General features: G+C 63.5%; 23 protein-coding genes. 10 read left to right on the top strand and 13 right to left on the bottom strand.

What is annotated here, in order from left to right; translation table 11 throughout:
* Positions 1 to 9: 9 nt before the first annotated feature.
* Both fahA and hmgA read right to left on the bottom strand, forming a co-directional pair.
* Positions 10 to 1,311, bottom strand: a complete 1,302-nt coding sequence (fahA, locus tag J5M73_RS13495; protein WP_207167081.1) for a fumarylacetoacetase — start codon at positions 1,309 to 1,311, stop codon at positions 10 to 12.
* A gap of 3 nt (positions 1,312 to 1,314) precedes the next feature.
* Positions 1,315 to 2,619, bottom strand: coding sequence for a homogentisate 1,2-dioxygenase (hmgA, locus tag J5M73_RS13500; RefSeq protein ID WP_207815792.1), 1,305 nt, complete (start codon positions 2,617 to 2,619; stop codon positions 1,315 to 1,317).
* A gap of 167 nt (positions 2,620 to 2,786) precedes the next feature.
* On the opposite strand from hmgA, the gene J5M73_RS13505 reads away from it, so the two are divergent.
* Positions 2,787 to 3,587, top strand: coding sequence for an IclR family transcriptional regulator (locus J5M73_RS13505; RefSeq protein WP_102861192.1), 801 nt, complete (start codon positions 2,787 to 2,789; stop codon positions 3,585 to 3,587).
* A 10-nt stretch (positions 3,588 to 3,597) separates the two neighbouring features.
* On the opposite strand, the gene J5M73_RS13510 is transcribed toward J5M73_RS13505, so the two are convergent.
* The 9 genes from J5M73_RS13510 to J5M73_RS13550 form a co-directional block, all read right to left on the bottom strand.
* Positions 3,598 to 6,153: a LuxR C-terminal-related transcriptional regulator gene (locus J5M73_RS13510; protein WP_207815794.1), complete on the bottom strand. Its 2,556-nt coding sequence runs from the start codon at positions 6,151 to 6,153 to the stop codon at positions 3,598 to 3,600.
* A gap of 148 nt (positions 6,154 to 6,301) precedes the next feature.
* Positions 6,302 to 7,669 carry a DUF1329 domain-containing protein gene (locus J5M73_RS13515; RefSeq protein ID WP_207815796.1) on the bottom strand — a complete coding sequence of 456 codons (1,368 nt, stop codon included), beginning with the start codon at positions 7,667 to 7,669 and terminating at the stop codon, positions 6,302 to 6,304.
* Positions 7,670 to 7,693: 24 nt separating this feature from the next.
* Positions 7,694 to 9,493, bottom strand: a complete 1,800-nt coding sequence (locus tag J5M73_RS13520) for a DUF1302 domain-containing protein (protein ID WP_207815798.1) — start codon at positions 9,491 to 9,493, stop codon at positions 7,694 to 7,696.
* A 483-nt stretch (positions 9,494 to 9,976) separates the two neighbouring features.
* Complete coding sequence (locus J5M73_RS13525) at positions 9,977 to 10,336, bottom strand: hypothetical protein (protein ID WP_102861188.1); 360 nt, start codon at positions 10,334 to 10,336, stop codon at positions 9,977 to 9,979.
* A gap of 162 nt (positions 10,337 to 10,498) precedes the next feature.
* Positions 10,499 to 11,410: an SDR family oxidoreductase gene (locus J5M73_RS13530; protein WP_102861710.1), complete on the bottom strand. Its 912-nt coding sequence runs from the start codon at positions 11,408 to 11,410 to the stop codon at positions 10,499 to 10,501.
* A gap of 168 nt (positions 11,411 to 11,578) precedes the next feature.
* Positions 11,579 to 12,481, bottom strand: coding sequence for an alpha/beta hydrolase (locus tag J5M73_RS13535; protein WP_207815800.1), 903 nt, complete (start codon positions 12,479 to 12,481; stop codon positions 11,579 to 11,581).
* Positions 12,481 to 13,263 (bottom strand): class II aldolase/adducin family protein, encoded by a 783-nt coding sequence (locus J5M73_RS13540; RefSeq protein WP_115581620.1) that lies wholly within the window; start codon positions 13,261 to 13,263, stop codon positions 12,481 to 12,483. The genes J5M73_RS13535 and J5M73_RS13540 overlap by 1 nt, the downstream gene beginning before the upstream one ends.
* Before the next feature lie 144 nt (positions 13,264 to 13,407).
* Entirely contained in the window at positions 13,408 to 14,094 is a 687-nt protein-coding gene (locus J5M73_RS13545; RefSeq protein WP_060837578.1) for an LrgB family protein, read from the bottom strand.
* Positions 14,084 to 14,470: a CidA/LrgA family protein gene (locus J5M73_RS13550; RefSeq protein ID WP_102861185.1), complete on the bottom strand. Its 387-nt coding sequence runs from the start codon at positions 14,468 to 14,470 to the stop codon at positions 14,084 to 14,086. Before J5M73_RS13550 ends, J5M73_RS13545 begins: the two co-directional genes overlap by 11 nt.
* A 98-nt stretch (positions 14,471 to 14,568) precedes the next feature.
* Between J5M73_RS13550 and J5M73_RS13555 the strand changes: the two genes are divergently transcribed.
* Entirely contained in the window at positions 14,569 to 15,465 is an 897-nt protein-coding gene (locus J5M73_RS13555; protein ID WP_102861184.1) for a LysR family transcriptional regulator, read from the top strand.
* On the opposite strand, the gene J5M73_RS13560 is transcribed toward J5M73_RS13555, so the two are convergent.
* A complete protein-coding gene (locus J5M73_RS13560) occupies positions 15,446 to 15,901 on the bottom strand; it encodes a flavodoxin (RefSeq protein ID WP_102861183.1) in 456 nt (151 codons plus the stop codon). The genes J5M73_RS13555 and J5M73_RS13560 overlap by 20 nt on opposite strands.
* 159 nt (positions 15,902 to 16,060) lie before the next feature.
* On the opposite strand from J5M73_RS13560, the gene J5M73_RS13565 reads away from it, so the two are divergent.
* Together J5M73_RS13565 and J5M73_RS13570 are read left to right on the top strand one after the other, a co-directional pair.
* Complete coding sequence (locus J5M73_RS13565; RefSeq protein WP_102861182.1) at positions 16,061 to 16,534, top strand: PAS domain-containing protein; 474 nt, start codon at positions 16,061 to 16,063, stop codon at positions 16,532 to 16,534.
* 53 nt (positions 16,535 to 16,587) lie between these two features.
* Entirely contained in the window at positions 16,588 to 17,193 is a 606-nt protein-coding gene (locus tag J5M73_RS13570; RefSeq protein WP_102861181.1) for a hypothetical protein, read from the top strand.
* Between the two features lie 18 nt (positions 17,194 to 17,211).
* Here J5M73_RS13570 and J5M73_RS13575 read toward each other — a convergent pair whose 3' ends face one another.
* Positions 17,212 to 18,171: a MerR family transcriptional regulator gene (locus J5M73_RS13575; protein ID WP_102861180.1), complete on the bottom strand. Its 960-nt coding sequence runs from the start codon at positions 18,169 to 18,171 to the stop codon at positions 17,212 to 17,214.
* A 209-nt stretch (positions 18,172 to 18,380) separates the two neighbouring features.
* On the opposite strand from J5M73_RS13575, the gene J5M73_RS13580 reads away from it, so the two are divergent.
* The 6 genes from J5M73_RS13580 (at position 18,381) to J5M73_RS13605 (ending at position 21,463) form a co-directional block, all read left to right on the top strand.
* Positions 18,381 to 18,950 carry an antibiotic biosynthesis monooxygenase gene (locus J5M73_RS13580; protein WP_102861179.1) on the top strand — a complete coding sequence of 190 codons (570 nt, stop codon included), beginning with the start codon at positions 18,381 to 18,383 and terminating at the stop codon, positions 18,948 to 18,950.
* Positions 18,951 to 19,086: 136 nt separating this feature from the next.
* Positions 19,087 to 19,797 carry a dihydromonapterin reductase gene (folM, locus tag J5M73_RS13585; protein WP_102861178.1) on the top strand — a complete coding sequence of 237 codons (711 nt, stop codon included), beginning with the start codon at positions 19,087 to 19,089 and terminating at the stop codon, positions 19,795 to 19,797.
* A gap of 23 nt (positions 19,798 to 19,820) precedes the next feature.
* Positions 19,821 to 20,381 carry a GTP cyclohydrolase I FolE gene (folE, locus tag J5M73_RS13590; RefSeq protein WP_102861177.1) on the top strand — a complete coding sequence of 187 codons (561 nt, stop codon included), beginning with the start codon at positions 19,821 to 19,823 and terminating at the stop codon, positions 20,379 to 20,381.
* Positions 20,382 to 20,383: 2 nt separating this feature from the next.
* Positions 20,384 to 20,755: a dihydroneopterin triphosphate 2'-epimerase gene (gene folX / locus J5M73_RS13595; RefSeq protein ID WP_102861176.1), complete on the top strand. Its 372-nt coding sequence runs from the start codon at positions 20,384 to 20,386 to the stop codon at positions 20,753 to 20,755.
* 80 nt (positions 20,756 to 20,835) lie between these two features.
* A complete protein-coding gene (locus J5M73_RS13600) occupies positions 20,836 to 21,132 on the top strand; it encodes a DUF1244 domain-containing protein (protein ID WP_102861175.1) in 297 nt (98 codons plus the stop codon).
* Complete coding sequence (locus J5M73_RS13605) at positions 21,125 to 21,463, top strand: HopJ type III effector protein (protein WP_102861174.1); 339 nt, start codon at positions 21,125 to 21,127, stop codon at positions 21,461 to 21,463. The genes J5M73_RS13600 and J5M73_RS13605 overlap by 8 nt, the downstream gene beginning before the upstream one ends.
* Positions 21,464 to 21,527 lie beyond the last annotated feature (64 nt).

The following is a 21,527-nucleotide window of genomic DNA, read 5'->3' on the forward strand; positions in this document are numbered from 1 at the left end:
GGCTCTCCCTTAACGCGCCGATTGGACCGTGCCACGGCATTCGCCGAAGCCGATGGAGGCGAAGCCTTCGCGGCGGCAACGCCCGCGCAGGATGATTTCATCGCCGTCTTCGAGGAACTTGCGCACCTCGCCGGAAGCCAGCTCGATGGGCTTCTTGCCGCCTTCGGTGATCTCCAGCAGGCTGCCGAACTGACCGCTCTGCGGACCGGACAAGGTGCCCGAACCAAACAGGTCACCCGCCTGCAACTGGCAACCGTTGACGCTGTGGTGCGCGACCATTTGCGCCACGGTCCAGTACATGTACTGGGTGTTGCTCAGGGTCAGGCGGTGGGGCGGCAAGCCCTGCTCGCGCATGGCCTGGGTGATCAGCAGCACTTCCAGCTCGATGTCGAAGCCGCCAGCGGCCTGATCGCGCTTGTCCAGCAGATAAGGCAAGGGTTGCGGGTCGCCTTCAGGACGCTGGGGCTGGGCCTGGCGGAACGGCTCCAGGGCTTCGGCGGTCACCACCCAGGGCGAAATACTGGTGATGAAGCTCTTCGACAGGAACGGCCCCAGCGGCTGGTATTCCCAGGCCTGGATGTCCCGCGCCGACCAGTCGTTGAGCAGACAGAAACCGGCAATGTGCTCGGCGGCGTCGCCAATCGCGATGGGCTCGCCCATCTCGTTGCCCTGGCCAATCCAGATGCCCAGTTCCAGTTCATAGTCCAGGCGTGCGCAGGGGCCGAAGGTCGGCTCGCTCTGCCCGGCCGGCAGGGTCTGGCCCTTGGGCCGGCGCACATCGGCACCGGAGACGCGGATGGTCGAGGCGCGACCGTGGTAGCCGATGGGCACGTACTTGTAGTTGGGCAACAGGGGGTTGTCGGGACGAAACAGCTTGCCGACGTTCTGCGCGTGCTCGATGCCGACATAGAAGTCGGTGTAGTCATTGATCTTGGCCGGCAGGTGCATCTGGCAGTCCGCCGCCAGGGGCAGCAGCTTCGCGCCCAGGGCTTGGATCTTGTCGCGCAGGCTGCTGCCCTCGCCCAGCAGTTCCAGCAGGCGCTCACGCAGGGCGACGCGGGCCGGACGGCCAAGCTGGAAGAAAGCGTTCAACTGACCACCACGGGCGGCTTGCACCGCGGCCTTGGCCTGGCCTTCGAACAGGCCGGCGTCCAGCGCCGCTTCCAGGTCGAAAATCTGTTCGCCAATGGCAACGCCACTGCGGGGCGCCGAACCCTGGGTGCTGAAGACCCCCAGGGGCAGGTTCTGCAACGGGAAGTCGGGGTGACCGTTGGCGGACTCGACCCAGCTACGGGTGATGGTTGAGGTCATGGGTTATCTCCGATTCGGGTTGAAGGTGACGGGCAGCGAGGCCCAGCAAGCATCGTAGTCGTTCTGCAGCTCCGGGCATTCCAGGGCGAACTGGCTCGGGCGCAGCACCTGGCTGGTTTCGAACATGAAGGCCATGGTGTTATCGATCTTGGCCGGCTGCAGCTCGACGTTGATCGCCTTGGTGCAGGTTTCGCCGTCCGGGCCGTGGGCGCTCATGCAGCTGTGCAGCGACGCCCCGCCGGGCAGGAAGCCTTCGGCCTTGGCATCGTAGGCGCCCTGGATCAGGCCCATGAACTCGTTCATCAGGTTGCGGTGGAACCACGGTGGACGGAAGGTGTTCTCGGCCACCATCCAGCGTGGCGGGAAGATCACGAAATCCAGGTTGGCCAGGCCCGGCACGCTGGTGGGCGAGGTCAAGACGGTGAAGATCGACGGGTCCGGGTGGTCGAAGCTGACCGTGCCGATGGTGTTGAAACGGCGCAGGTCGTATTTGTACGGCACGTTGTTGCCGTGCCAGGCGACGACGTTCAGCGGCGAGTGGTCGAGCTCGCAGCCCCAGAGTTCGCCGAGGTATTTCTGGATGAGCGTGGTGGGCTGGCGCAGGTCTTCGTAATGGGCCACCGGCGCCAGGAAGTCGCGAGGGTTGGCCAGGCCGTTGCTGCCAATGGGCCCGAGGTCCGGCAGGCGCAATGGCGCACCGTGGTTCTCGGCGACATAGCCACGGGCTTGCGGGTCCACCAGCTCGACGCGGAATTTCAGGCCGCGGGGCAGCACGGCGATCTCCAGCGGCTCCAGCTGCAGCACACCCAACTCGGTGACGATGCGCAGGCGGCCCAGTTCTGGCACCAGCAGCAACTCGCCATCGGCGTTGAAGAACACCCGCTCCATCGAGCGGTTGGCGCGGTAGTGATAGACGCTGATACCGGCCGGATGCTGCGCTGCCGAGTTGGCCACCATGGCCACCAGGCCGTCGATGAAGTCGGTGGGCTCGCCTGGAATCTGCAAGGGGCTCCAGCGCAGGCGGTTGGGGGTGACTTCACCCAACGGGCCGCCTGCCAGTTGCCGCGCCAGCTTGGCAAAAGCCGGGTGCTTGGCCGAAGGCTGGATGCGGTACATCCAGGTGCGCCGGGCTTCGCTGCGGGTCATGGTGAAGGCGGTGCCGGAAAACAGTTCGGCGTACAGGCCGTACGGGGCTTTTTGCGGGGAGTTCTGGCCGACGGGCAGTGCGCCCGGCAGGGCTTCGCTGGCGAATTCATTGCCGAAGCCCGATTGGTAGCTGAGGGCCGACGCCGAAGAATCGAGGTTCATGGAGCCTCCTGGAAGTTGGAATAGGCAGGGGCCCACCACTCCTTCACAAGAGTTATCGGCACGCCTGGGTTATTTTTATCGTAATCCAATTACGCATAACGTAATTTGATTGCCTATGAGCGTCAAGCTATAAAGACCGCCACTTGTCACGGGACCCCGACACCTCCATGGAAAAGCCGCGCAGCACCAGCGACAGCACCGGTAAACAGAAAGTCCGCTCGGCCGAAGTCGGCACCGACATCCTCAAGGCCCTGGCCGAACTGTCACCGGCCACTTCTCTTTCGCGCCTGGCCGAACATGTGCAGATGCCGGCGAGCAAGGTGCACCGTTATCTGCAGGCGTTGATCGCCAGCGGTTTTGCCGAGCAGAACACCGCCACCAATCATTACGGCCTGGGTCGTGAAGCCTTGCGGGTGGGGCTGGCGGCCCTGGGCAGCATGGATGTGTTGAAAGTGGGCGCCCTGCCCCTGGCGGAACTGCGGGACGAATTGAACGAAACCTGCTTCCTCGCGGTGTGGGGCAATCAGGGCGCGACCGTGGTGCACATCGAGCCGGCGGTGCGAGCGGTGACCGTGGTCACTCAATTGGGCTCGGTGCTGCCCCTGCTCAGCTCATCCACCGGGCTGGTGTTCAACGCCTACCTGCCACAACGGGAAACCCTCGATCTGCGCCAGCAGGAACTGTCCACAGGTGCCCCCCATGCCCTGGCCGACCCGCAGGTCCACGACGCACTGGCCGAGCAGATCCGCCAGCGCGGCTTGCACCATGTCCACGGTTTACTGATGCCTGGGGTCGATGCCCTGTCGGCGCCGGTATTCGATGCCACCGGCAAGATCGCCGCGGTGCTGACCGTGGTAGGGCCGACGTCGCTGTTCCACGCCGATGAACATGGACCCGCGGCCCAACGCCTGCTGGCGGCCAGCTCTGCGGTGAGCTGGCGCATGGGTTATCAACCGCAGCCCGAGTAACCGGCGCGCCTCAACTCATCAGCCCCAGGGCCTGGGCCTTGGCCACGGCCTGGGTGCGCCGCTCGACCCCCAGCTTGCTGTGGATCCTGCGGCCGTGGGTCTTCACCGTGTGCAGGGAGATGAACAACTGCTCGGCAATCTGCTGGTTGGAGCAGCCCTGGGCGATCAATTGCAGCACCTGCAGCTCCCGCAGGCTGAGCAGGCTGTCGTGATCCTCCTGCGGCGGCGCCGCGAGCGTGGTTGGCGGGCTGTCCAGTGCTTGCAACAACGCTGGTTGTCGCAGGCGCAACTCGTGCAGGGCCTGGGGCAGATTGCAGCGCGCCACCCGCTGCTGCCCGGCCTGCAACGCCTGCGCCGCCAGGGCTTGATCGCCGAGGATGAAGGCCACCTCGGCCAGGGCCAATTGCACCTGTGCCTCCAGCCCCAGCATGCCGTGGCGCTGGGCCCGGGCCAGCAGCCCCTGCAACGTGGCCACTGGCGCCTGGGCCCGCCCCAGATGGACCTCAGCCAGCACCAGCAGGTACTCAATGCTCGGGATCAATTCCAGGGAGGCCGGCGGCGCCTGCAGGGCCTGGGGCCCGCGAAAGTGCCGGAGCACCCGGCTCAAGGCTTCGTGAGCCAGATCCGCCCGCCCCTGCTGCAGCCAGAGCTGGCTGCTGAGCTGCAACAGCACGCCACGGTAGACCGTGTCCGGGATCTGCCGTTGCTGCATCAGCCGCTCGGCGTCCCGCAGGCGCACGAACGCCTGGGCGTAGTCGCCCTGGTTGGCCGCCAACTGGGCTTCACCGAGAAAGCCATACAAGGCGCGCTTGTCATGACTGACCAGGCAATCCTCAAGCCCTCGGCGAAAATACTCGGCTGCTTGCCCATCGTTTCCCTGGCGCAACGCCAGCCGGCCGAGGCGCAAGGCCAGGCGCCCGAGCAAGGGCGTGGCGCGCAGCGCTTGCCCGGACAAACGCTCGATCACCTGTTCCAGCAAACTTTGCGCCCGATGGGGCGCGCCGCGTTGTTCCAGCAATTGGGCATGATCGAGCTCCAGCAAGCCTTCGAACAACAACGCATCCTGGGCCCGGGCCAGACACAACGCCTCACGATTGAGGGACTGGGCCGCCTCCAGCTCGCCGCACAGCAGCGCTTGCTGGGTCAGGCCGGACAGGCACAGCAAACGGGTGGTCCAGGCGCCGTCCTCCAACTCGTTCAAGGCTTCGCGAAAGTGCTGCCGCGCGTCCTCCATCCGCCCGCCCAGGTGCAACAGCCACCCTTGCTGCGCCTGCCAGCGAGCCAGCAGTTGACGTTGTTCAACCGCCGAAGGTTGCGGTGCAAACCGTGCCATCTGGGCCATGCATTGCCCGGCCTGTTCGAAGCGTCCGGCAAACAGCATGGCCGCCACCAGCAACCCCAGTAACTGCGGACTGCCCAGCAGCAACTCGGCGCCCTGGCGCTCATGCAGTTGCAACAGCAACAAGCCATTGTGCTGCTGGAACAGGAACTCAATATTGAAATGCTCCAGCAGGCTGACCGCGACTTCGTACTCCTGGGCCAATAGCGCCTGCTCAAAGGCCGACTGCCAATCCTCCTGAGCGGTAAACCACTGGCACGCCCGCCGATGCCAGGAGCGCCCGGCGGGCCAGGCCTCATCCCGCATCAGCCGGGCCAGGGGTGCAAATACCTGCAGCCAGTCGGCACCGCCTTCCCAGGGTTCGATAAAGCAGCCCAGGTCCTGCAGGGTACGCAGGTACTGGGCCCCTTCTCCGGCGCCAAACAGGTGCTCGCACAACTCGGCATTGAACCGCGGCATCTGGGCCAGCACTTGCCAGACTTCCGCCAGTTCCGCCGGTAACACGCTGAACAGCTCATGCTCCAGGTATTCGAGCAAGGTATTGGGGCGCCCTGGCTTGCAGGGTTGGGTCACCCGCTCGCTGCCATCGAGCAAGGCGATGCGCACCCCGGCACACCAGCCGCCACTGCGCTGCAGGATGCTGCTGGCGGTCTGGGCACACAAAGGTTGCGGCAAACGTTGCAGCAGTTGCTCGATATCACGCTGGCTGAAGGCCAGGGCGCTGCCGTCCAGCTCATAGAGTTGGTCGTCCAGCAACAGGCGTGGCCAGTTGCATTGGGGGCGGCGGCGACTGCCGATCCACCAGGTGAGCAAGGGGTTGTCGATGCTCAGCAAGCGGTCCAGCAGCCCGTCCAGCTCCGGAGCCGGCAAACGGCAATAGTCATCAATGCACAGCCAGGCCGGACTGGGCAGATGAGCCAGGTGTAACAGCAGCGCGGCGGGATCGGCATCGGCCTGGTCCAAGGCGTCGGCCAGGACACGACACAAGTCGTCAGGACTCTGGCACGCACCGCCCAGGGGCAACCAGATGACCCGGCACGAAGCGGGGGCCTGCTGCAGGCATTCGCTGAGCAGGGCGGTCTTGCCGCTGCCGGCGGGGGCACACAACAACTTGACCCGCGCACTGGAGGCCAGCAACGGCGTACTCAGGTGGTCGCGTGGAGAATGATGGGAAGACAAACGGGGCATGAACCCGGGACGCTCTGGACAACGAGTCATGGCAGTCATTGCGGCGAGCCTTTTTATAGTTTTAGCCAGCGTGCCCCCACCCTAGCCTCGACCTCCCGACCTGTTGAAGAAGTATTCAGCGGGCTGATCCTCTGCCATAAAAAAGGCGACCGGGCGGTCGCCTTTGCACCTCGTGCGTCACCGGTGCCTAGCGCACCCCGCTGGCGCGCAAGGCGGCCGGGGTGTAGTCGGCCGCTTTGGCGGCAAAGCCGAATTCCAGGCTGTGCTTTTCCTCGTTCTTCATGCCCAGGGCCAGGTAGCGACCGGCGTTGAGGTCATACAGGGCTTCCAGGGTGTAGGCCGGGACCTGATGGTCGTAGTAGTACTGCGCGTGTCCCTCGGCCACTCGCCACAACTGGCCACGACCGTCGTAGTGATCCACCAGCGCCACCTGCCAGCTGTCCTCATCGATGTACATGTGGCGGGTGGCATAGATATGCCGCTGGTTGGGCTTGACCGTGCCCACCACTTCCCAGACCCGGTGCAGTTCGTAGCGGGTCAGGTCCTGGTTGATGTGCCCGGCCTTGATGATGTCGTCGTACTTGAGGCTCGGCGAGTCCAGCTTGTAGCTGTTGTAGGGGATGTACATCTCCTTCTTGCCCACCAGTTTCCAGTCGTAACGGTCGGGGGCGCCGGAAAACATGTCGAAGTTGTCCGAGGTGCGCAGGCCGTCGGCGGCGGTGCCCGGACCGTCGTAAGCCACCTGCGGGGCGCGGCGTACACGGCGCTGCCCGGCGTTGTAGATCCAGGCCGAGCGGGGCTCCTTGACCTGATCCAGGGTTTCATGGACCAGCAGCACGTTGCCCGCCAGCCGCGCCGGGGCGGTCACCGACTGCTTGAAGAAGTTCTGCACGTTGGCGCCCTTGGCCGGGTCCAGGTCGGGGATCAGTTGCGGCGCCGCCACTTCCTCTTCAAAACGGATCGAGGTGTAGCTGCCGTTGGTCTGCGGGGTGGCCTGGGTGATGATGCGTTTCTGATTGCCACCGTGATAGCGGGTCAGGTGGTTCCACAGCACCTCGATGCCGCTCTTCGGAATCGGGAAGGCGTAGTAGCGGTTGCCGGTGAAGTTGGCCAGTCCGTTGCCGTCGTTGGTGGTGGTCACGTTCAGCGCGCTGCGCTTGGCCGACTCGTAGATTTCCGGTGGCAGGCCGACGCTGCGATGGGTCGGGTAGACCGGAATCCGGTAGCTGTCCGGGTAGCGCTTGAACATCGCCAGCTGCCCTGCGGACAGCTTGTCCTTGTACTGGTCCGCCGTGGCCGCGGTAATGATGAACAACGGTTTCTCATTGGCGAAGGGATCGGCGAGAAAGCCCTTGCTGTCCACCGCCCCGGCGTTCTTCGGGAGGCCGCCGGTCCAGGCCGGAATCGAGCCATCGGCGTTGCCGGCCTTCTGCGCCCCCACGGGAGTCAGGCTGGTGCCCAGCTTGGCGGCTTCTTCCGGACTCACTGCAGCCATCAGGTTGGCCGCCCACAGGCCCAGTGCCAGGGCGCTGCATTGCAGAATCATCTTACGCATTCAAGTGCTCCTTCTTGTGCCGGTTCAGAAGTTCACGCCAAAGCTCAACGCGAGGAAGTCCCGGTCGGTGAGGGTGTTGTAGCGCCCGCCAAAAAAGTCGGTGTAGCTGAGGCTGGCGGTGTAGGTGTTGCGGTAGTCGGCGTCGACACCCACGCTGAGGGCCTTGGCGTCCTGGTTGAACAAGCCGTTGGGGCCGTAGCCGTTGACGTCATGGGACCAGGACAGGTTGGGCTTGAAGTTGACCCCGCCGATCACGTTGCTGTAGTCGAGGATGGCCCGGGCCCGATAACCCCAGGAAGTGGCGGTGACGAACCCATCGGTGTCGCCGCCATAGCCGTACTGGCCGTAGACCGAGTCGCGGCCGTAGCGCAGCTTGCTTTTATCCTCCAGGCCACCGACCCGGACGATCGCCGCCTCGCCCACCAGGGTCAGGCGATCAGCCCCCAGCACCTGGTCGAAGAACTGGGTCATGGAGCTCTGGATCTGGGTGATTTCCTTGCGCCGGTAGCCGGTGTTGTCGGCGCCCAGGGCGGTCTTGATCGGCGACGCCGCGCCCCCGGCGATGGGGTTGAGCAGGGCCAGGGTCAGGTCGTTGGTGTTGACCTGCACCGGGGCGTTGGGGCGGTAGCTGATCTCGCCGGTCCAGGCGGTGCCCGTGGGCAAGGTGGTGGAGAAGCTGGCGCCATACAGGCGGATGTCTTCGGGGTATTCCAGGTAGTACTGGCCACGGCCGAGCATCACGCTTTGCACCAGGCTGGCTCCCGCGCCGGGAACCGTGGGCGCGGCCGCAGCTCCTGCGGCACCAATAGCCCCCAGGGTGGCCGGACTGATGTTGGCCGTGGTGGTGCTCACCACCGGGCTGCGCGCATGATAGTTCATGAAATACAGGCCGTACTCGGTGTCATCGCCGAGCCAGCGCAGAGCGGCGCCCCACTGCCCGGAATCCCGGGCATCGCGGTCGCCGCCGCGGGGCAGGATCACCCCTTCACGGGACACCTGAAAGCCCTGGCCGAACGCCGCTGCCACCGGTTGCAGGGGCGCGATCGCCGGGCTGCCGACGGTGTAGCCGGTGGTGCAGCCATCGGCCACCACATCGTTGCCGAAGAAGGTGCCGCAGTTGTCCACCACGGTCTGGTCCCACTCCAGCTGATAGAAGCCTTCCACGGTCAACTGGTTGGTCAGGCCCTGGGAAGCAAACAGCATGTTCACCGGCACCAGGCCTTCCTTGATCTCGGCCCCCGGGCGGCGAAAAGCCGAGACGTCCACCGGGTTGATGCTGTTGATGGAGTTGCCGATGAAGGTGCTCTCGCCCCAACTGACCACCTGCTTGCCGGCGCGCACGGTACCCGGCAGGTTGGCAATCGAGTAGTTGTGGTAGACGAAGGCGTCGAGAATCTGTGCACCCGAGGACTTGGCGCCTTCCTTGCGGTTGTGGTCGCTGATGGGTTTGAACTGGCGATCCTCGTCCTTGAGTTCGAAGTCGTACCAGTACTTGCCGCGCACGAAGACGCCGGTGTCGCCGTACTTAAGCTCAAGGTCGTGCAGGCCCTTGAAGATCTTCGAGAAAGTCTCGCCCTTCTTGAAGTTCAAGCGGCCATCGTCACCGGTGGAAGACTGCGCGGTGCCGCCGTTGACCGTACCGACGAACGCCCGGTCGGCATCGCGCATGCCCCAACTGGCGCCGACGGACAACGATGAGTCGAACTGCCCTTCAATTTCCCCAATATTGAACGAAACCGCCTGCGCCTGAGCGCTGCAGCCCAGCGCTACCGCAACAGCCAGCGCCTGCGGTTTGAAGATGGCGCGCATTGTTGTTCTTGTCATGCGTCTTCCCCGGTGAGTGACAGGAGGCCTCACCCTACTGCCGGGGTACCACGGCCGATAAGCGCACCAAGGAGGTATTCGAGTTGTCGCCCGAAAGGATTAGCGCCCTTGCCACAGGGGCCGTTCAGAGATGTATCCACGGGCTGGATACGCGACCATCAAGTGCATCGATACAGGTGCTGCGCACTCTGGACTGTTGCTCAAGCTGTAATAGTCCTTGTCCTGAATGGCTATTTTTCCAGGTCATGCCAGGGCTTATTCTTACCTAGCAGTCACGGCAAACAACGCCACGCCACTGCCGCGCAAAGAGCCCGCCGCCCGTTGCCCGAAACAGACTTCCAGTTGGCTTGAAAAGATTCAGTTCAGGCCACTACTCCAGGTTCACCGACGTTGATTTTGTAGCTCCTTGATCTAACGTCTTACCTTGGCCGCTGCTCTTGCAGCGGCCTTTTTTATGCGCGCAAGACAACGGCCCAGTTGGCCTTACAAGGTGTCGTCATCACCATCGTCGTAATGAAACTTGTGCAACAGACGATGCGCCACCGGTGACAGGATCAAGCCCAGAGTGGCGGCGAACACCAGGTTGGTGTAGAGCCCGTAGGTGGCAAAAAACAGTTTGCCGCCAGGGGTTTGTGGCATGTTGATGGGCCCGATGCCGCCGAGGATCATGGCTGCGTCATACAAGGCGTCGTGAAAGGAAATGTCCTGCTCGAAGTACAGCAGACCGCTGATGCCCAGCAACACCGAAAAGCTGATCAGGGCCAGGACCACCAGGCCGTGAACACATAGACGCCGGATAAACAGCAGTCGCGACAGTACCGGCTGATCCTTTGATTCATACATCTCAAGCGCTCCTTGTGCGTTCGCCAGCCGTCGAGCATAGAGACGAACGCCACAGGAGTAAAACCGCCGGAGCCCAGGCTCCGGCGGTTCATTGCCTGGCGGCTTTCAAGCCTGGAAAAAGCGCCCGCCGATCAGCGCCGGACAAGGCTGGTCCGCGCAGCGTCAGAGGGCGTACTTTTGCAGATTCTGCATCATCTCCTTGAGTGCCTCGATGTTGTCCCTGGGATGGGCCGCCCCTTCGAAATCGCAGATCTGCTGCCAGTGCGCCGCCACATCGTCGGGCGAAAAGCCCTGGCGCGGATCAAAACCGGCGCCCAGGCTGCGCTCCCAGCGCACCTTGCCGATCCAGCCGCCGCCCACTTCGAACAGGCCGGAGGTTTCCTCGCACTGCTCGCTGCCCAGGTACACCACCAGCGGGCTCACCAGTTCCGGCTTGAGCTGCTCGAACACCTGTGGCGGGATCAGGCCCTCGGTCATCCGCGTGCCACCGGTCGGGGCAATGGCGTTGACCAGGATGTTGTTCTTGCGCCCTTCGATGGCCAGGGTCCGGGTCAGGCCGTACAGGCCGAGCTTGGCCATGCCGTAGTTGGACTGGCCGAAGTTGCCGTAGATGCCTGATGTGGACGCGGTGAAGATCACCCGTCCGTAAGCCTGGTCCCGCAGATGCGGCCAGGCGGCACGAGTGACTTTGTAGGCCCCTTCGACATGCACCCGGTACACCAGGTCCCAATCGGCGTCGTCCATCTTGTGGAAGGTCTTGTCCCGCAGGATGCCAGCGTTGTTGACCACCACATCGACCCGGCCGAACACATCCAGGGCGTTCTGCACGATCTTTTCGCCCTCGGTGACCGAGTCGTGGTTGGCCTCGGCGATGCCTCCAGCCTCGCGGATCTGCGCCACCACCCGATCGGCCGCCGAGGCACTGGCGCCCTCGCCCTGGGCCGAGCCCCCCAGGTCGTTGACCAGCACCTTGGCCCCGTGCCTGGCGAACAGCAAGGCATGGGCCCGGCCCAGGCCGCCGCCGGCTCCGGTGATGATCACTACTTTGTCTTGCAAGCGCACAGATTCACTCATACCGAACTCCAGCAGGGCCAATGGACAATTCTTCGAGTGTCGGACAGCCAGCCGGCGGTCACAATAAAAACGTCCGGGCCTGAATGGTGCCCAATAAGACAGCGGGATAATCGCCCCGCCCGCACCAGAGCACGCCCCTGCCTTGGGCCACACAGTGACCCAAGGCGCTCAGGAACCCATTGCCTGGCGTGGCGGCGCGAGCAATGTGTCGCGAAACCCCAGGTAATGCTTGAGCACCGGCAACGGCGCCTCGATCTGCGGGTAATGGCCGATGCCCGGCAGCAGCACGGTGTCCGGCTCGGGGATCAGCTGGCGATAGCGCTCCACCATGTGCGCCCCGGAAATCGGGTCCTGGGCGCCATCGATCACCCGCAGCGGCACCTCGCCACGTTGCATGGCGCCGACCCAACGCTCGCGCTGGGCCCGTCGCTCGGGGATATAAGCGATCAACTTGTGCAGGATGCGCGGCCCGTTGTTGCTGTGCACCAGGCTCCAGAAGTCATCCAGGACCGACTCGCTGGGACCGGTCTGGGGGCCGAAGATCTGCCGGAAGCTGTTCGCCAGCCCCTGGCGACTGAACACCCGCCCGAGCATCCAGCCCACGGGGCTTAGCAACAGCTTCTGGGTCAGCACCGGGCGATGGGTTTCCGGAAACAGACCGCCATTGAGGAACACGCAGCTGGCGATCTCGATCCGCGCTTCATAATGCCGGGCCAGCAGTTCCTGGGCGACGCTGTCGCCGTAGTCATGGGCCAGCAGGTGCAGCGGCTCTTGGATCTGCAAATGGGCCAGCAACGCCTGCTGCAAGTCTGCCTGCTCCAGCAGGCTGTACTCATGGTCCTGCGGCTTGTCCGAGTCGCCGAAGCCGAGCATGTCGCAGGCGATCACCTGATAGCGCCGCGCCAGGGGTTGCCACAGGTAATGCCAGTCCCAGCTGGCAGTGGGAAAGCCATGGATCAACAGCAGCGGCTCTCCTTGCCCCGCCACCCAGTAACGAATGCGCTGGCCGCGAAACACAAAGTCCTTGCCGCGCTTGCGCCAGACACACAGAGGAATCTCGGTGATAGGCATCAGACTTTGTAACCCGGGTCGAGTTGATCGAGTTTGCGCAACAGGGCCGGCCAGGCCAGTGCGCCCCCCATCCCCTGGGCACTGCGGGTGACACCGGCGATCATCGCCTTGGCCCCCGCCAGGATCGACGCGGGAATGGTAATCAGCTCGGCGCCGCCATTCTGCGCCAGCACCTGGATCTCGCAGGCACGCTGGAAGGTGAACATCATCAGGAAGGTATCGGCGATGCTGGCGCCGCAGGTCAGCAAGCCATGGTTGTGCAGCAGCAGGAAGTTGTTGTCCCCCAGGTCGGCCTGCAGCCGCTCTTTCTCCTCGGGGTTCAGGGCCACGCCCTCATAAGGGTGACGGCCCAGGCTCGACAGCACGAACAGCGACTGCTGGCTGATGGGCAGCACGCCCTGCTTCTGCGCCGACACCGCGACCCCGGCGGCCGTGTGGGTATGCAGCACACAGAGCACATCGTGACGCACCGCGTGCACGGCACTGTGAATGGTGTAGCCCGCCGGGTTGATCTCGAAGGGGCTGTCCATCAGCTTGTTACCGGCCTGGTCGACCTTCACCAGGCTGGAGGCGGTGATCTCGTGGAACATCATGCCGAAGGGGTTGATCAGGAAGTCTTCGGTGCCCGGCACCTTGGCGGAGATATGGGTGAAGATCAGGTCGTCCCAGCCGTGCATGGCCACCAGACGGTAGCAGGCGGCGAGGTCCAGACGGGTTTGCCACTCAACGGCGCTGACTTGTTTTTTTACACTCGGTGTCGATTGAACGGGGGCTAGGCTCACGGCAAGGACCTCGGTGATGGTTCTTATTGGATGAGGGAACCCCCAGAGTCTAGACAGCTTGCATCGACTGCGGAGTTGCATTGACAGCCAGCTTGATGACCGTGCGGGTCAGCCGGAGAGAAGGCTCTGGTCCGCGGCTTTGCGTCAAAGCACCGACGCCAGCAAAGGGGCCGCGAAAAGGTTAAGCAACCCGGTCAACACCATCACCAGGCCGGCCACCGAGCCCTCTTCACCCCCGACTTCATGGGCCCGGCTGACTCCGGCTCCGTGGGCGCCGACACCAAACAGCGCGCCCCGGGCCAGGGCACTGCGCAAGGGCAGCCAGCGCAGCAGCACACCGCCGAGCATGGCACCGAACACCCCGGTGAACATCACGAACACCGCCGTCAACTCAGGCACGCCGCCCAGGTCATGGGCCAGGGGCATGGCGAACGGCGTGGTAATGGAACGTGGCACCAGGGACAGGGTCACCGAGCTGTCCAGGGCCAGCATCTTCGCCAAGCCGAAGGAACTGCCGATGGACGCGGCGCTGCCCGCCAGCATGCCCAGCAACAGGGCCGACCAGTGGCGCATCAGCAACTGGCGCTGCTGCCAGATGGGAATCGCAAAGGCCACCGTCACCGGCCCCAGCACCAGCATCAGCCAGTGGGTGTTGGCGGCGTATTCGGCATAGGCGGTGTGCAGCGGCACCGCAATTGCCAGCAGCAGGGCCGGCACCAGGATCAACGGCGACAGCAGGTAGCGCCCGGTGCGCCGGTAGATCCAGCGGCTGAACAGATACGCCCCCAGGGTCAGGGCCAGCCAGAACATCGGCATCAGTTCAAGCTTCATGGCGCATCCTCCAGCGGCAGACCATCTCCACCGTGAGTGCGGTCACCAGCATCACCAGCAGGGTGCTGATACCGATCACCAGCAGAATCCGCCAGCCGTCCTGACGCAGCAGGCCGCCGTAGTCCAGCAAGCTCATCAGCGCCGGAATGAAGAACAGCAGCATCTCCGCCATCAGCAGGCCGGCCCCCAGTTGCAAGGCCGCCGGCTTGACCCAGCCCAGGGCGAAGGCCAGCAGCAACAGCGCAAGGCCAATGACCCCACCGGGAATCGGCCAGGGCAGCCAGGTAGCCAGTTGGCAACCGAGAAAATAGATGGCCAGCAGCACTGCCAATTCGCCAATCAGGCGGCCCAGGCGTTTACAGGTGGAAATGTTCATGGTGGTTGAGTCCTCTCAGGGGCCCATTTTATGAAAAGTCCCTGCATCACCGAAGCGAATTGTTAGACTTGAAACCATTCCAATCTGGAATTACCACCATGGATTTCAAACAACTGCGCAGTTTTGTCGAAGTCATCCGCCAGGGCGGTTTCACCCAGGCGGCCAGGACCCTGCACATCAGCCAGTCGGCGGTCAGCAAGCAGATCGCGCAGCTGGAGCAAAGCCTGGGCACGCCCCTGCTGGAGCGCCAGGGCTCGCACATTCATCTCACCGCCGCCGGCGGCGTGGTGCTGCAGCGGGCCGAGGACATGCTGCGCCTGCGCCATGAACTGCTCAGCGAACTGGATGACCTGAGCCAACTGGCACGGGGTGAACTGCGCCTGGGTCTGCCGCTGCTGGGCAGCGATGCACTGTTCGCCAGCCGTTTCGCCGAATACCGCCGGCGCTACCCGAATATCCAGGTGCAACTGCTCGAAGGCGGCAGCCTGAATGTCGAGCAGGCCGTGCGCAGTGGCGAGCTGGAACTGGGCGGCAGCCTGACCCCCAAGGACCCGGCGTTTGCCTATCAACCCTTCTGCGATGAGCCCCTGGATGCCTTGCTGCCCGCCGATCATCCCCTGGCGCTGAACGCCCAGGTGCGCCTGGAAGAACTGGCCGATACGCCCTTCCTCCTCTATCAGCGCAGCTTTGTGCTCAACGACCGACTGCTCCAGGCCTGCCAGCAGGTGGGCTTCACGCCAAAGGAGGGAGGACGTAGCGGCCAGGCAGACTTTCTTGCGGCGCTGGTGGCCGCCGGTCAAGGTGTGGTGTTGCTGCCCAGTGTGGTGGCCCGCGGCCTGGTGCGGCCGGGGGTGGTGCGCCTGACGCTGAAGGCCCCGGACTATCTGCGCTGGGACATTGCCTTCATCTGGCGCCAGGGCGCGTATCTGTCCAAGGCAGCGCAAGCCTGGCTGGCGCTGCTACGGGAACAGCCGGTCAGCCCCGCAGGGCGCTGATCAACTCGGCCAGCCAGGGCTCGGCATCGGTTTCCGGGGTCACGCTCTCGCTGGCGTCCAGGCGCAACATCGGCAGCACTTCTTCCACTCCCAGCTCGGCAAACAGCTCACGCATCTGCTCGCCACCGCCACAGAAGGTATCGCCGTAGCTGGAATCCCCCAGGCCGATCACCGCTCCGGGCAGCCCACGCCAGGCGGCGGGCAACTGATCGCGAATGCTCGAATACAGCGGCAGCAGGTTGTCTGGCAGTTCGCCCATGCCGGTGGTCGAGGTCACGGCCAGCAACGCCTGCGGTGCGAAGGCCTGAAGCTCGGTCAAAGTGGCCCGAGAGTTGTGCCAGGCCTCGAAACCTGCGGCGTTGAGGAGCTTGGCGGCGTGCCGGGCGACTTCTTCAGCCGTGCCGTACACCGAGCCGGAAAGGATGGCGACTTTCATCAATCTGTTCCTGAAGCTGACTAAAAGACTGGGATATTACCAGCTACGGAGTAAAATCCCGCCTCTGCTGCCCGCACCGCTCAAAAGCGCCTGTGGACAGCGTGCCAGCGTGACTTAGAATTCAATTCAACACTTGCTGATTGATAGCGGAACTTCGGGATGATCAACGCTCATCTGCTGCAAAAGATGATCAACGCCTCCAACGACGGGATTGTGGTCGCGGAACAGGAAGGCGAAGACAACATCGTGATTTACGTGAATCCGGCTTTCGAGCGACTGACCGGCTACAGCGCCGACGAAGTGCTGTATCAGGATTGTCGTTTCCTGCAGTCCGGAGACCGTGACCAGCCGGGGCTGGAACGGATTCGCCAGGCCCTGAGCCAGGGTCAGCCATGCCGCGAGGTGCTGCGCAACTATCGCAAGGACGGCAGCCACTTCTGGAACGAACTGTCGATCACCCCAGTATTCAACGACAGCGATCAACTGACCTATTTCATTGGCGTGCAGAAAGACGTCAGTGTGCAGATCAAGGCGCAGCAACGCTTGCTCCAGCTGGAGCAGCAACTGGCCGCAGTGCAAGCCGAGCTCGCCGCCCTCAAGGCGACCGACGGCTCTAATAAGTCGCAGATTTAGTGGTCTGTAGGGATATTCCCCACCGATTTGTCCTTCACCCTTCGAGCAACATCATGCAGCGTGACGCTCTCCTCACCCAGGATGAACTGGACTTCATCCAAACCATGCAGCACAACCCGCAGCTCAATGTGCGCGATGCCACATCGAGCCTGCTGGTCAATGGCGGCTCGCAGATCCGTGACCTGCTGACCCGTCTGGCTGCCAATGAAAAGGTCACCATCCAGGCCCATTTCGACAACCAGCAGATGACCTTCCCCCTGCATCTGGTGGAAGACGAATTCCATGCCCTGCATCTGCGCCTGGGGGTGCCGAGCATCTTCGAGGACGGCCCCATGATCCGGCCCTGGCGCCTGACGCTGGAAGAGCCGGTGGCCCTGGAAAACTCCAGGGGCCAGCCTGGACGCCTGTGGGTGCGGGAGGTGTCGTTCAAGGGCGTATTGCTGGAGATCCGCAACCGGACCCGGCCCCCCAAGCAGTTCGCCCAGTGGTTCAGCCCTTCGGGATATGAACGGATTGCGCTGCACGGGCGCTTCGAGCGCCAGACCGAAGCCGGTTTCTATGCCTATCGCCTGGATCAGAGTGACGCGGAAGAAACCGAACGCCTGCGCCAGTTCATCCTCCAGCAGCACCGCCATACCCATCCGGCCCTGCACGCCTGAAGCTGACCGAGAGCCGTTTCAGGTATCCAGGCGACCGCTGAGGAACTGCCGCAGGCGCTTCTGCATCAGGCGCCCCTCATTTCCCAGGCACGCCACCGGCGAACCGCTGAAGCTTTCCTGGGCCAGGTCCGCCGCATCTCCGGCAAGCATCAATGGACAGTCCAGAGTCAGCGCCAGACGCTTGAGGCGCTTGGGCAACTCCGCCGTCGGCGCGTGATTGGAAAACACCACCAGGGCCACAGGCTTGAGTTTTTCGCAGACCAGGGTCAGTTCATCCAGCGGTGCTCCCGGCCCCAGCAGGCGGACACCGATCTGGTCATGCCCGAGCATCAGCGCCGCCACCAGCAGCTCCAGTTCGCGGCACTGCGGGCTGAGCGCCGTCAGCAGCAGTTGCCGGTGCTGAGTGGCACGCTGCAACACCAGCCTTTGCGTGATCCGCGCCCGCAAAAAACCATCCAGAAACAACCACTCGCTGGTCTGACCGAAAGTCTCCCGGTCCTGCAGCAGTTGCTTCCAGAACGGCAGGAAAATGTCCTGGAATACCACCGGCAAGGCGTAGCTGGAGAAGACCTGGCCGTAGAGACGCTCCAGTTGCTCTTCATCGAAAGCGCTCACCGCCAGCTTCAACTGATCGCGCCACTGGCCATATTCACCTTGCAGGCCATCGTCCACCGCCACCTTGGCCTGAGCCTGGTCTGCCCGGCTCTTGGCCAGAATCTTGCCGACCTTGCTGACCGCCACACCGCGCTCGATCCAACCCAGAATCTCCCGCACCGCCTCAACATCGTGCATGGAATACAGGCGATGCCCGCTTTCGGTGCGCGTCGGCTGGATCAGACCGTAGCGTCGTTCCCAGGCTCGCAGGGTCACCGGGTTGATTCCAGTCAGGCGCGCCACTTCACGGATCGGAAACAGCTCATCCTGACGGGCAGGGTCAGGAGCCGGAGCAACAGGGACAGGTTCAGTCATGACGGGCATCTGGGGAGAAAACACCAGTAAACAAAGTGGCGGCCATTCTACTCTCCCCAGGTGCAAATGCTTCAAGCGCGAGAAAAACCGACCGGTGTCATTGGTAGCCTCGCGCCAATCAGGAATAATCCTTGCTTGATTCAGGCGCGGCCCACTACCCCGGTGCCACGTCAGCGACTGCCTTACCCAGGCCGCGCATTGGTTTACGGAGATACATAATGTCTACCTCACCCGTCACCCTGATGGTTGCCCGGCGCGTTGCCGACGGCCGTTACCAGGACCTGATCGCCTGGCTGCGCGAAGGCGAACAACTGGCCACCGACTTTCCCGGCTACCTGGGTTCCGGCGTTCTGGCCCCACCACCTGACGACGACGAATTCCAGATCATCTTCCGCTTCGCCGACGAACAGACCCTGCACACCTGGGAACACTCCGCCTCGCGCACCGCCTGGCTGGCCCGGGGCAGCGACTTGTTTGCCCACCCATCGGAACATCGCGTCAGCGGTATCGATGGCTGGTTCGGCGCAGCCGGACAACGACCCCCGCGCTGGAAACAGGCCGTGGCCATCTGGCTGGCGTTCTTCCCGGTGTCGCTGCTGTTCAACTTCGTCTTAGGTCCCCTGCTCAGCGACCTGAGCCTGCTGCCCCGAGTGTTTGTCAGCACCCTGGCGTTGACCCCGTTGATGGTCTACTTCTTCATTCCTATGTCCACCCGCCTGCTGGCTAACTGGCTCAACAGCACACCGGCGCGCCCGCTACCGACCAGCGCCTCGACGCAGAATCCGTGATTCGCCGGCAAGCCGGCTCCTGCACACTGCGCAGGAGTCGGCTGCTGATCTGGCTTGCCAGCGCAGCCCCCGAGCAACAGGCACAACCCGTCCCACCGCTGGTATAGTTTTCCCCTACCCGCGACGCGAGCCCTTCATGAACACCTCCTCCGCTCCGATCCTGATCACTGGTGCCAGCCAGCGTGTCGGCCTGCATTGCGCCCTGCGCCTGCTGGAAGACGGGCAGCCGGTGATCGTCACTTACCGCAGCGACCGCCCGGGCCTGCAGACCTTGCGGGAAAAGGGCGCGATCCTGCTGCATGCCGACTTCTCCAGCGAAGCCGGAATCCTGGCCCTGATCAGCGCGGTGAAACACCACACCGACCGCTTGCGGGCCATCGTCCACAACGCCTCAGAGTGGCTGGAAGAAAGCCCAGGCGAGGAAAGCGCCGCCTTTACCCGGATGTTCAGCGTGCACATGCTCGCGCCCTACCTGATCAACCTGCACTGCGCAGAGTTGCTGCAGTGTTCGAGCCCGGCGGACATCATCCACATCAGCGACGACGTGACCCGCAAGGGCAGCAGCAAGCACATCGCCTACTGCGCCAGCAAAGCCGGGCTGGACAGCCTGACCCTGTCCTTCGCGGCAAAATACGCCCCGGCAATCAAGGTCAACGGCATCGCTCCGGCCCTGCTATTGTTCAACCCCGACGACGACGCGGCGTACCGCGCCAAGACCCTGGCCAAATCCGCCCTGGGCATCGAACCCGGCAGCGAAGTGATCTACCAGAGCCTGCGCTACCTGCTGGACAACCCCTATGTCACCGGCACCACCTTGACCGTCAACGGCGGGCGGCACGTCAAATAAGCCGGCCCCCACGAGGACCTTGCATGAGCCTTTCCCTGCCCCAACACTACCGCGAGATCCTCAAGGGCCTCGGTGAAGACCCCGAGCGCGAAGGTTTGCTCGACACCCCCAAGCGCGCGGCCAAGGCCATGCAGTACCTGTGTCATGGCTACAGCCAGTCGGTGGACGAGATCGTCAATGGCGCACTGTTCGCCTCCGACAGCGACGAAATGGTGATAGTCGCCGACATCGAGCTGTACTCCCTGTGCGAACATCACCTGCTGCCCTTCATCGGCAAGGCCCATGTGGCTTATATTCCTACCGGCAAGGTGCTGGGGCTGTCGAAGATCGCCCGGATCGTCGATATGTTCGCCAGACGCCTGCAGATCCAGGAAAATCTCACCCGGGAAATCGCCGACGCGGTGCAAAGCGTGACCCAGGCCGCGGGCGTCGCGGTGGTGATCGAAGCCAAGCACATGTGCATGATGATGCGCGGCGTCGAGAAACAGAATTCCACCATGCACACCTCGGTGATGCTCGGCGCCTTTCGCGATTCGAGCACCACTCGCCAGGAATTCCTGCAATTGATTGGACGGAGCAAGTAGCAATGCCACAACTTCAGCCAGGAATGGCTCGTATCCGAGTCAAGGACCTGCTCCTGCGGACCTATATCGGAATCAACGAGGAAGAGATCCTCAACAAGCAGGATGTGCTGATCAACCTGACCATCCTGTACCCCGCCCAGGATGCGGTGCGCGACAACGACATCGATCACGCGCTGAACTACCGCACCATCACCAAGGCAATCATTGCCCACGTCGAAGGCAATCGCTTCGCCTTGCTGGAGCGCCTGACCCAGGAACTGCTGGACCTGGTGATGGGCAACCTCTCGGTGCAGTACGCCGAAGTCGAAGTCGACAAACCCCACGCCCTGCGCTTTGCCGAATCGGTATCGATCACGTTAGCGGCAAGTCGCTAGCGCCAAGCGGCCAGTCAAAGCGATTCGGCTTTGATTGGCCGCTGGCGGCTATTCCCATCCCTCTACGTGCAGTGAGTCTTATGTCCCCTCAACAACGCTTGGAACTGGAAGCCGCGGCCTTTCGCCGCCTGGTGGCCCACCTGGACAACCGCAAGGACGTGCAGAACATCGACCTGATGAACCTGGCCGGGTTCTGCCGCAACTGCCTGTCCAAGTGGTACAAGGCCGAGGCCGACGAACGCCAGATCGAGGTCAGCCTCGATGACGCCCGTGAAGTGGTGTACGGCATGCCCTACGCCGAATGGAAAAATCTCTACCAGAAAGAAGCCAGCGCCGAGCAGCAAGCGGCGTTCGCCAAAGGAAAGTCCCATGACTGATCTGAACACCCTGCGCGCCAGCCTGAACAGCGGTGAACACGCTTTTGCCGACACCCTGGCCTTTGTCGCCGCCGGTTACGACTACCAGCCCCAGGCCTTCAACAACGGTGGCGTGGAAAACGCCGCCGGGCAGAACGAAGGCTCGTGCAAGACCCTGGGCCTGGCCCTGTTGGAAGGCCTGAGCGACACAGAAGCCCTGCTCGCCTTCGGCGAGCACTACCGCTCGGTACTGGCCACCCCCGAAGGCACTGACCACGGCAATATCCGCGCCCTGATCGCCCACGGCCTGGCCGGGGTCAAGTTCGCCGCCCAGCCGCTGACTCGCCGCTGATCTGGCTCCGACAAAACCATCACCCATAAAAAAACCGGCTTGCGCCGGTTTTTTTATCGCCTGG

The organism is Pseudomonas sp. 50_B, from assembly GCF_017491625.1.
Taxonomy (GTDB): Bacteria; Pseudomonadota; Gammaproteobacteria; order Pseudomonadales; family Pseudomonadaceae; genus Aquipseudomonas; species Aquipseudomonas danubii.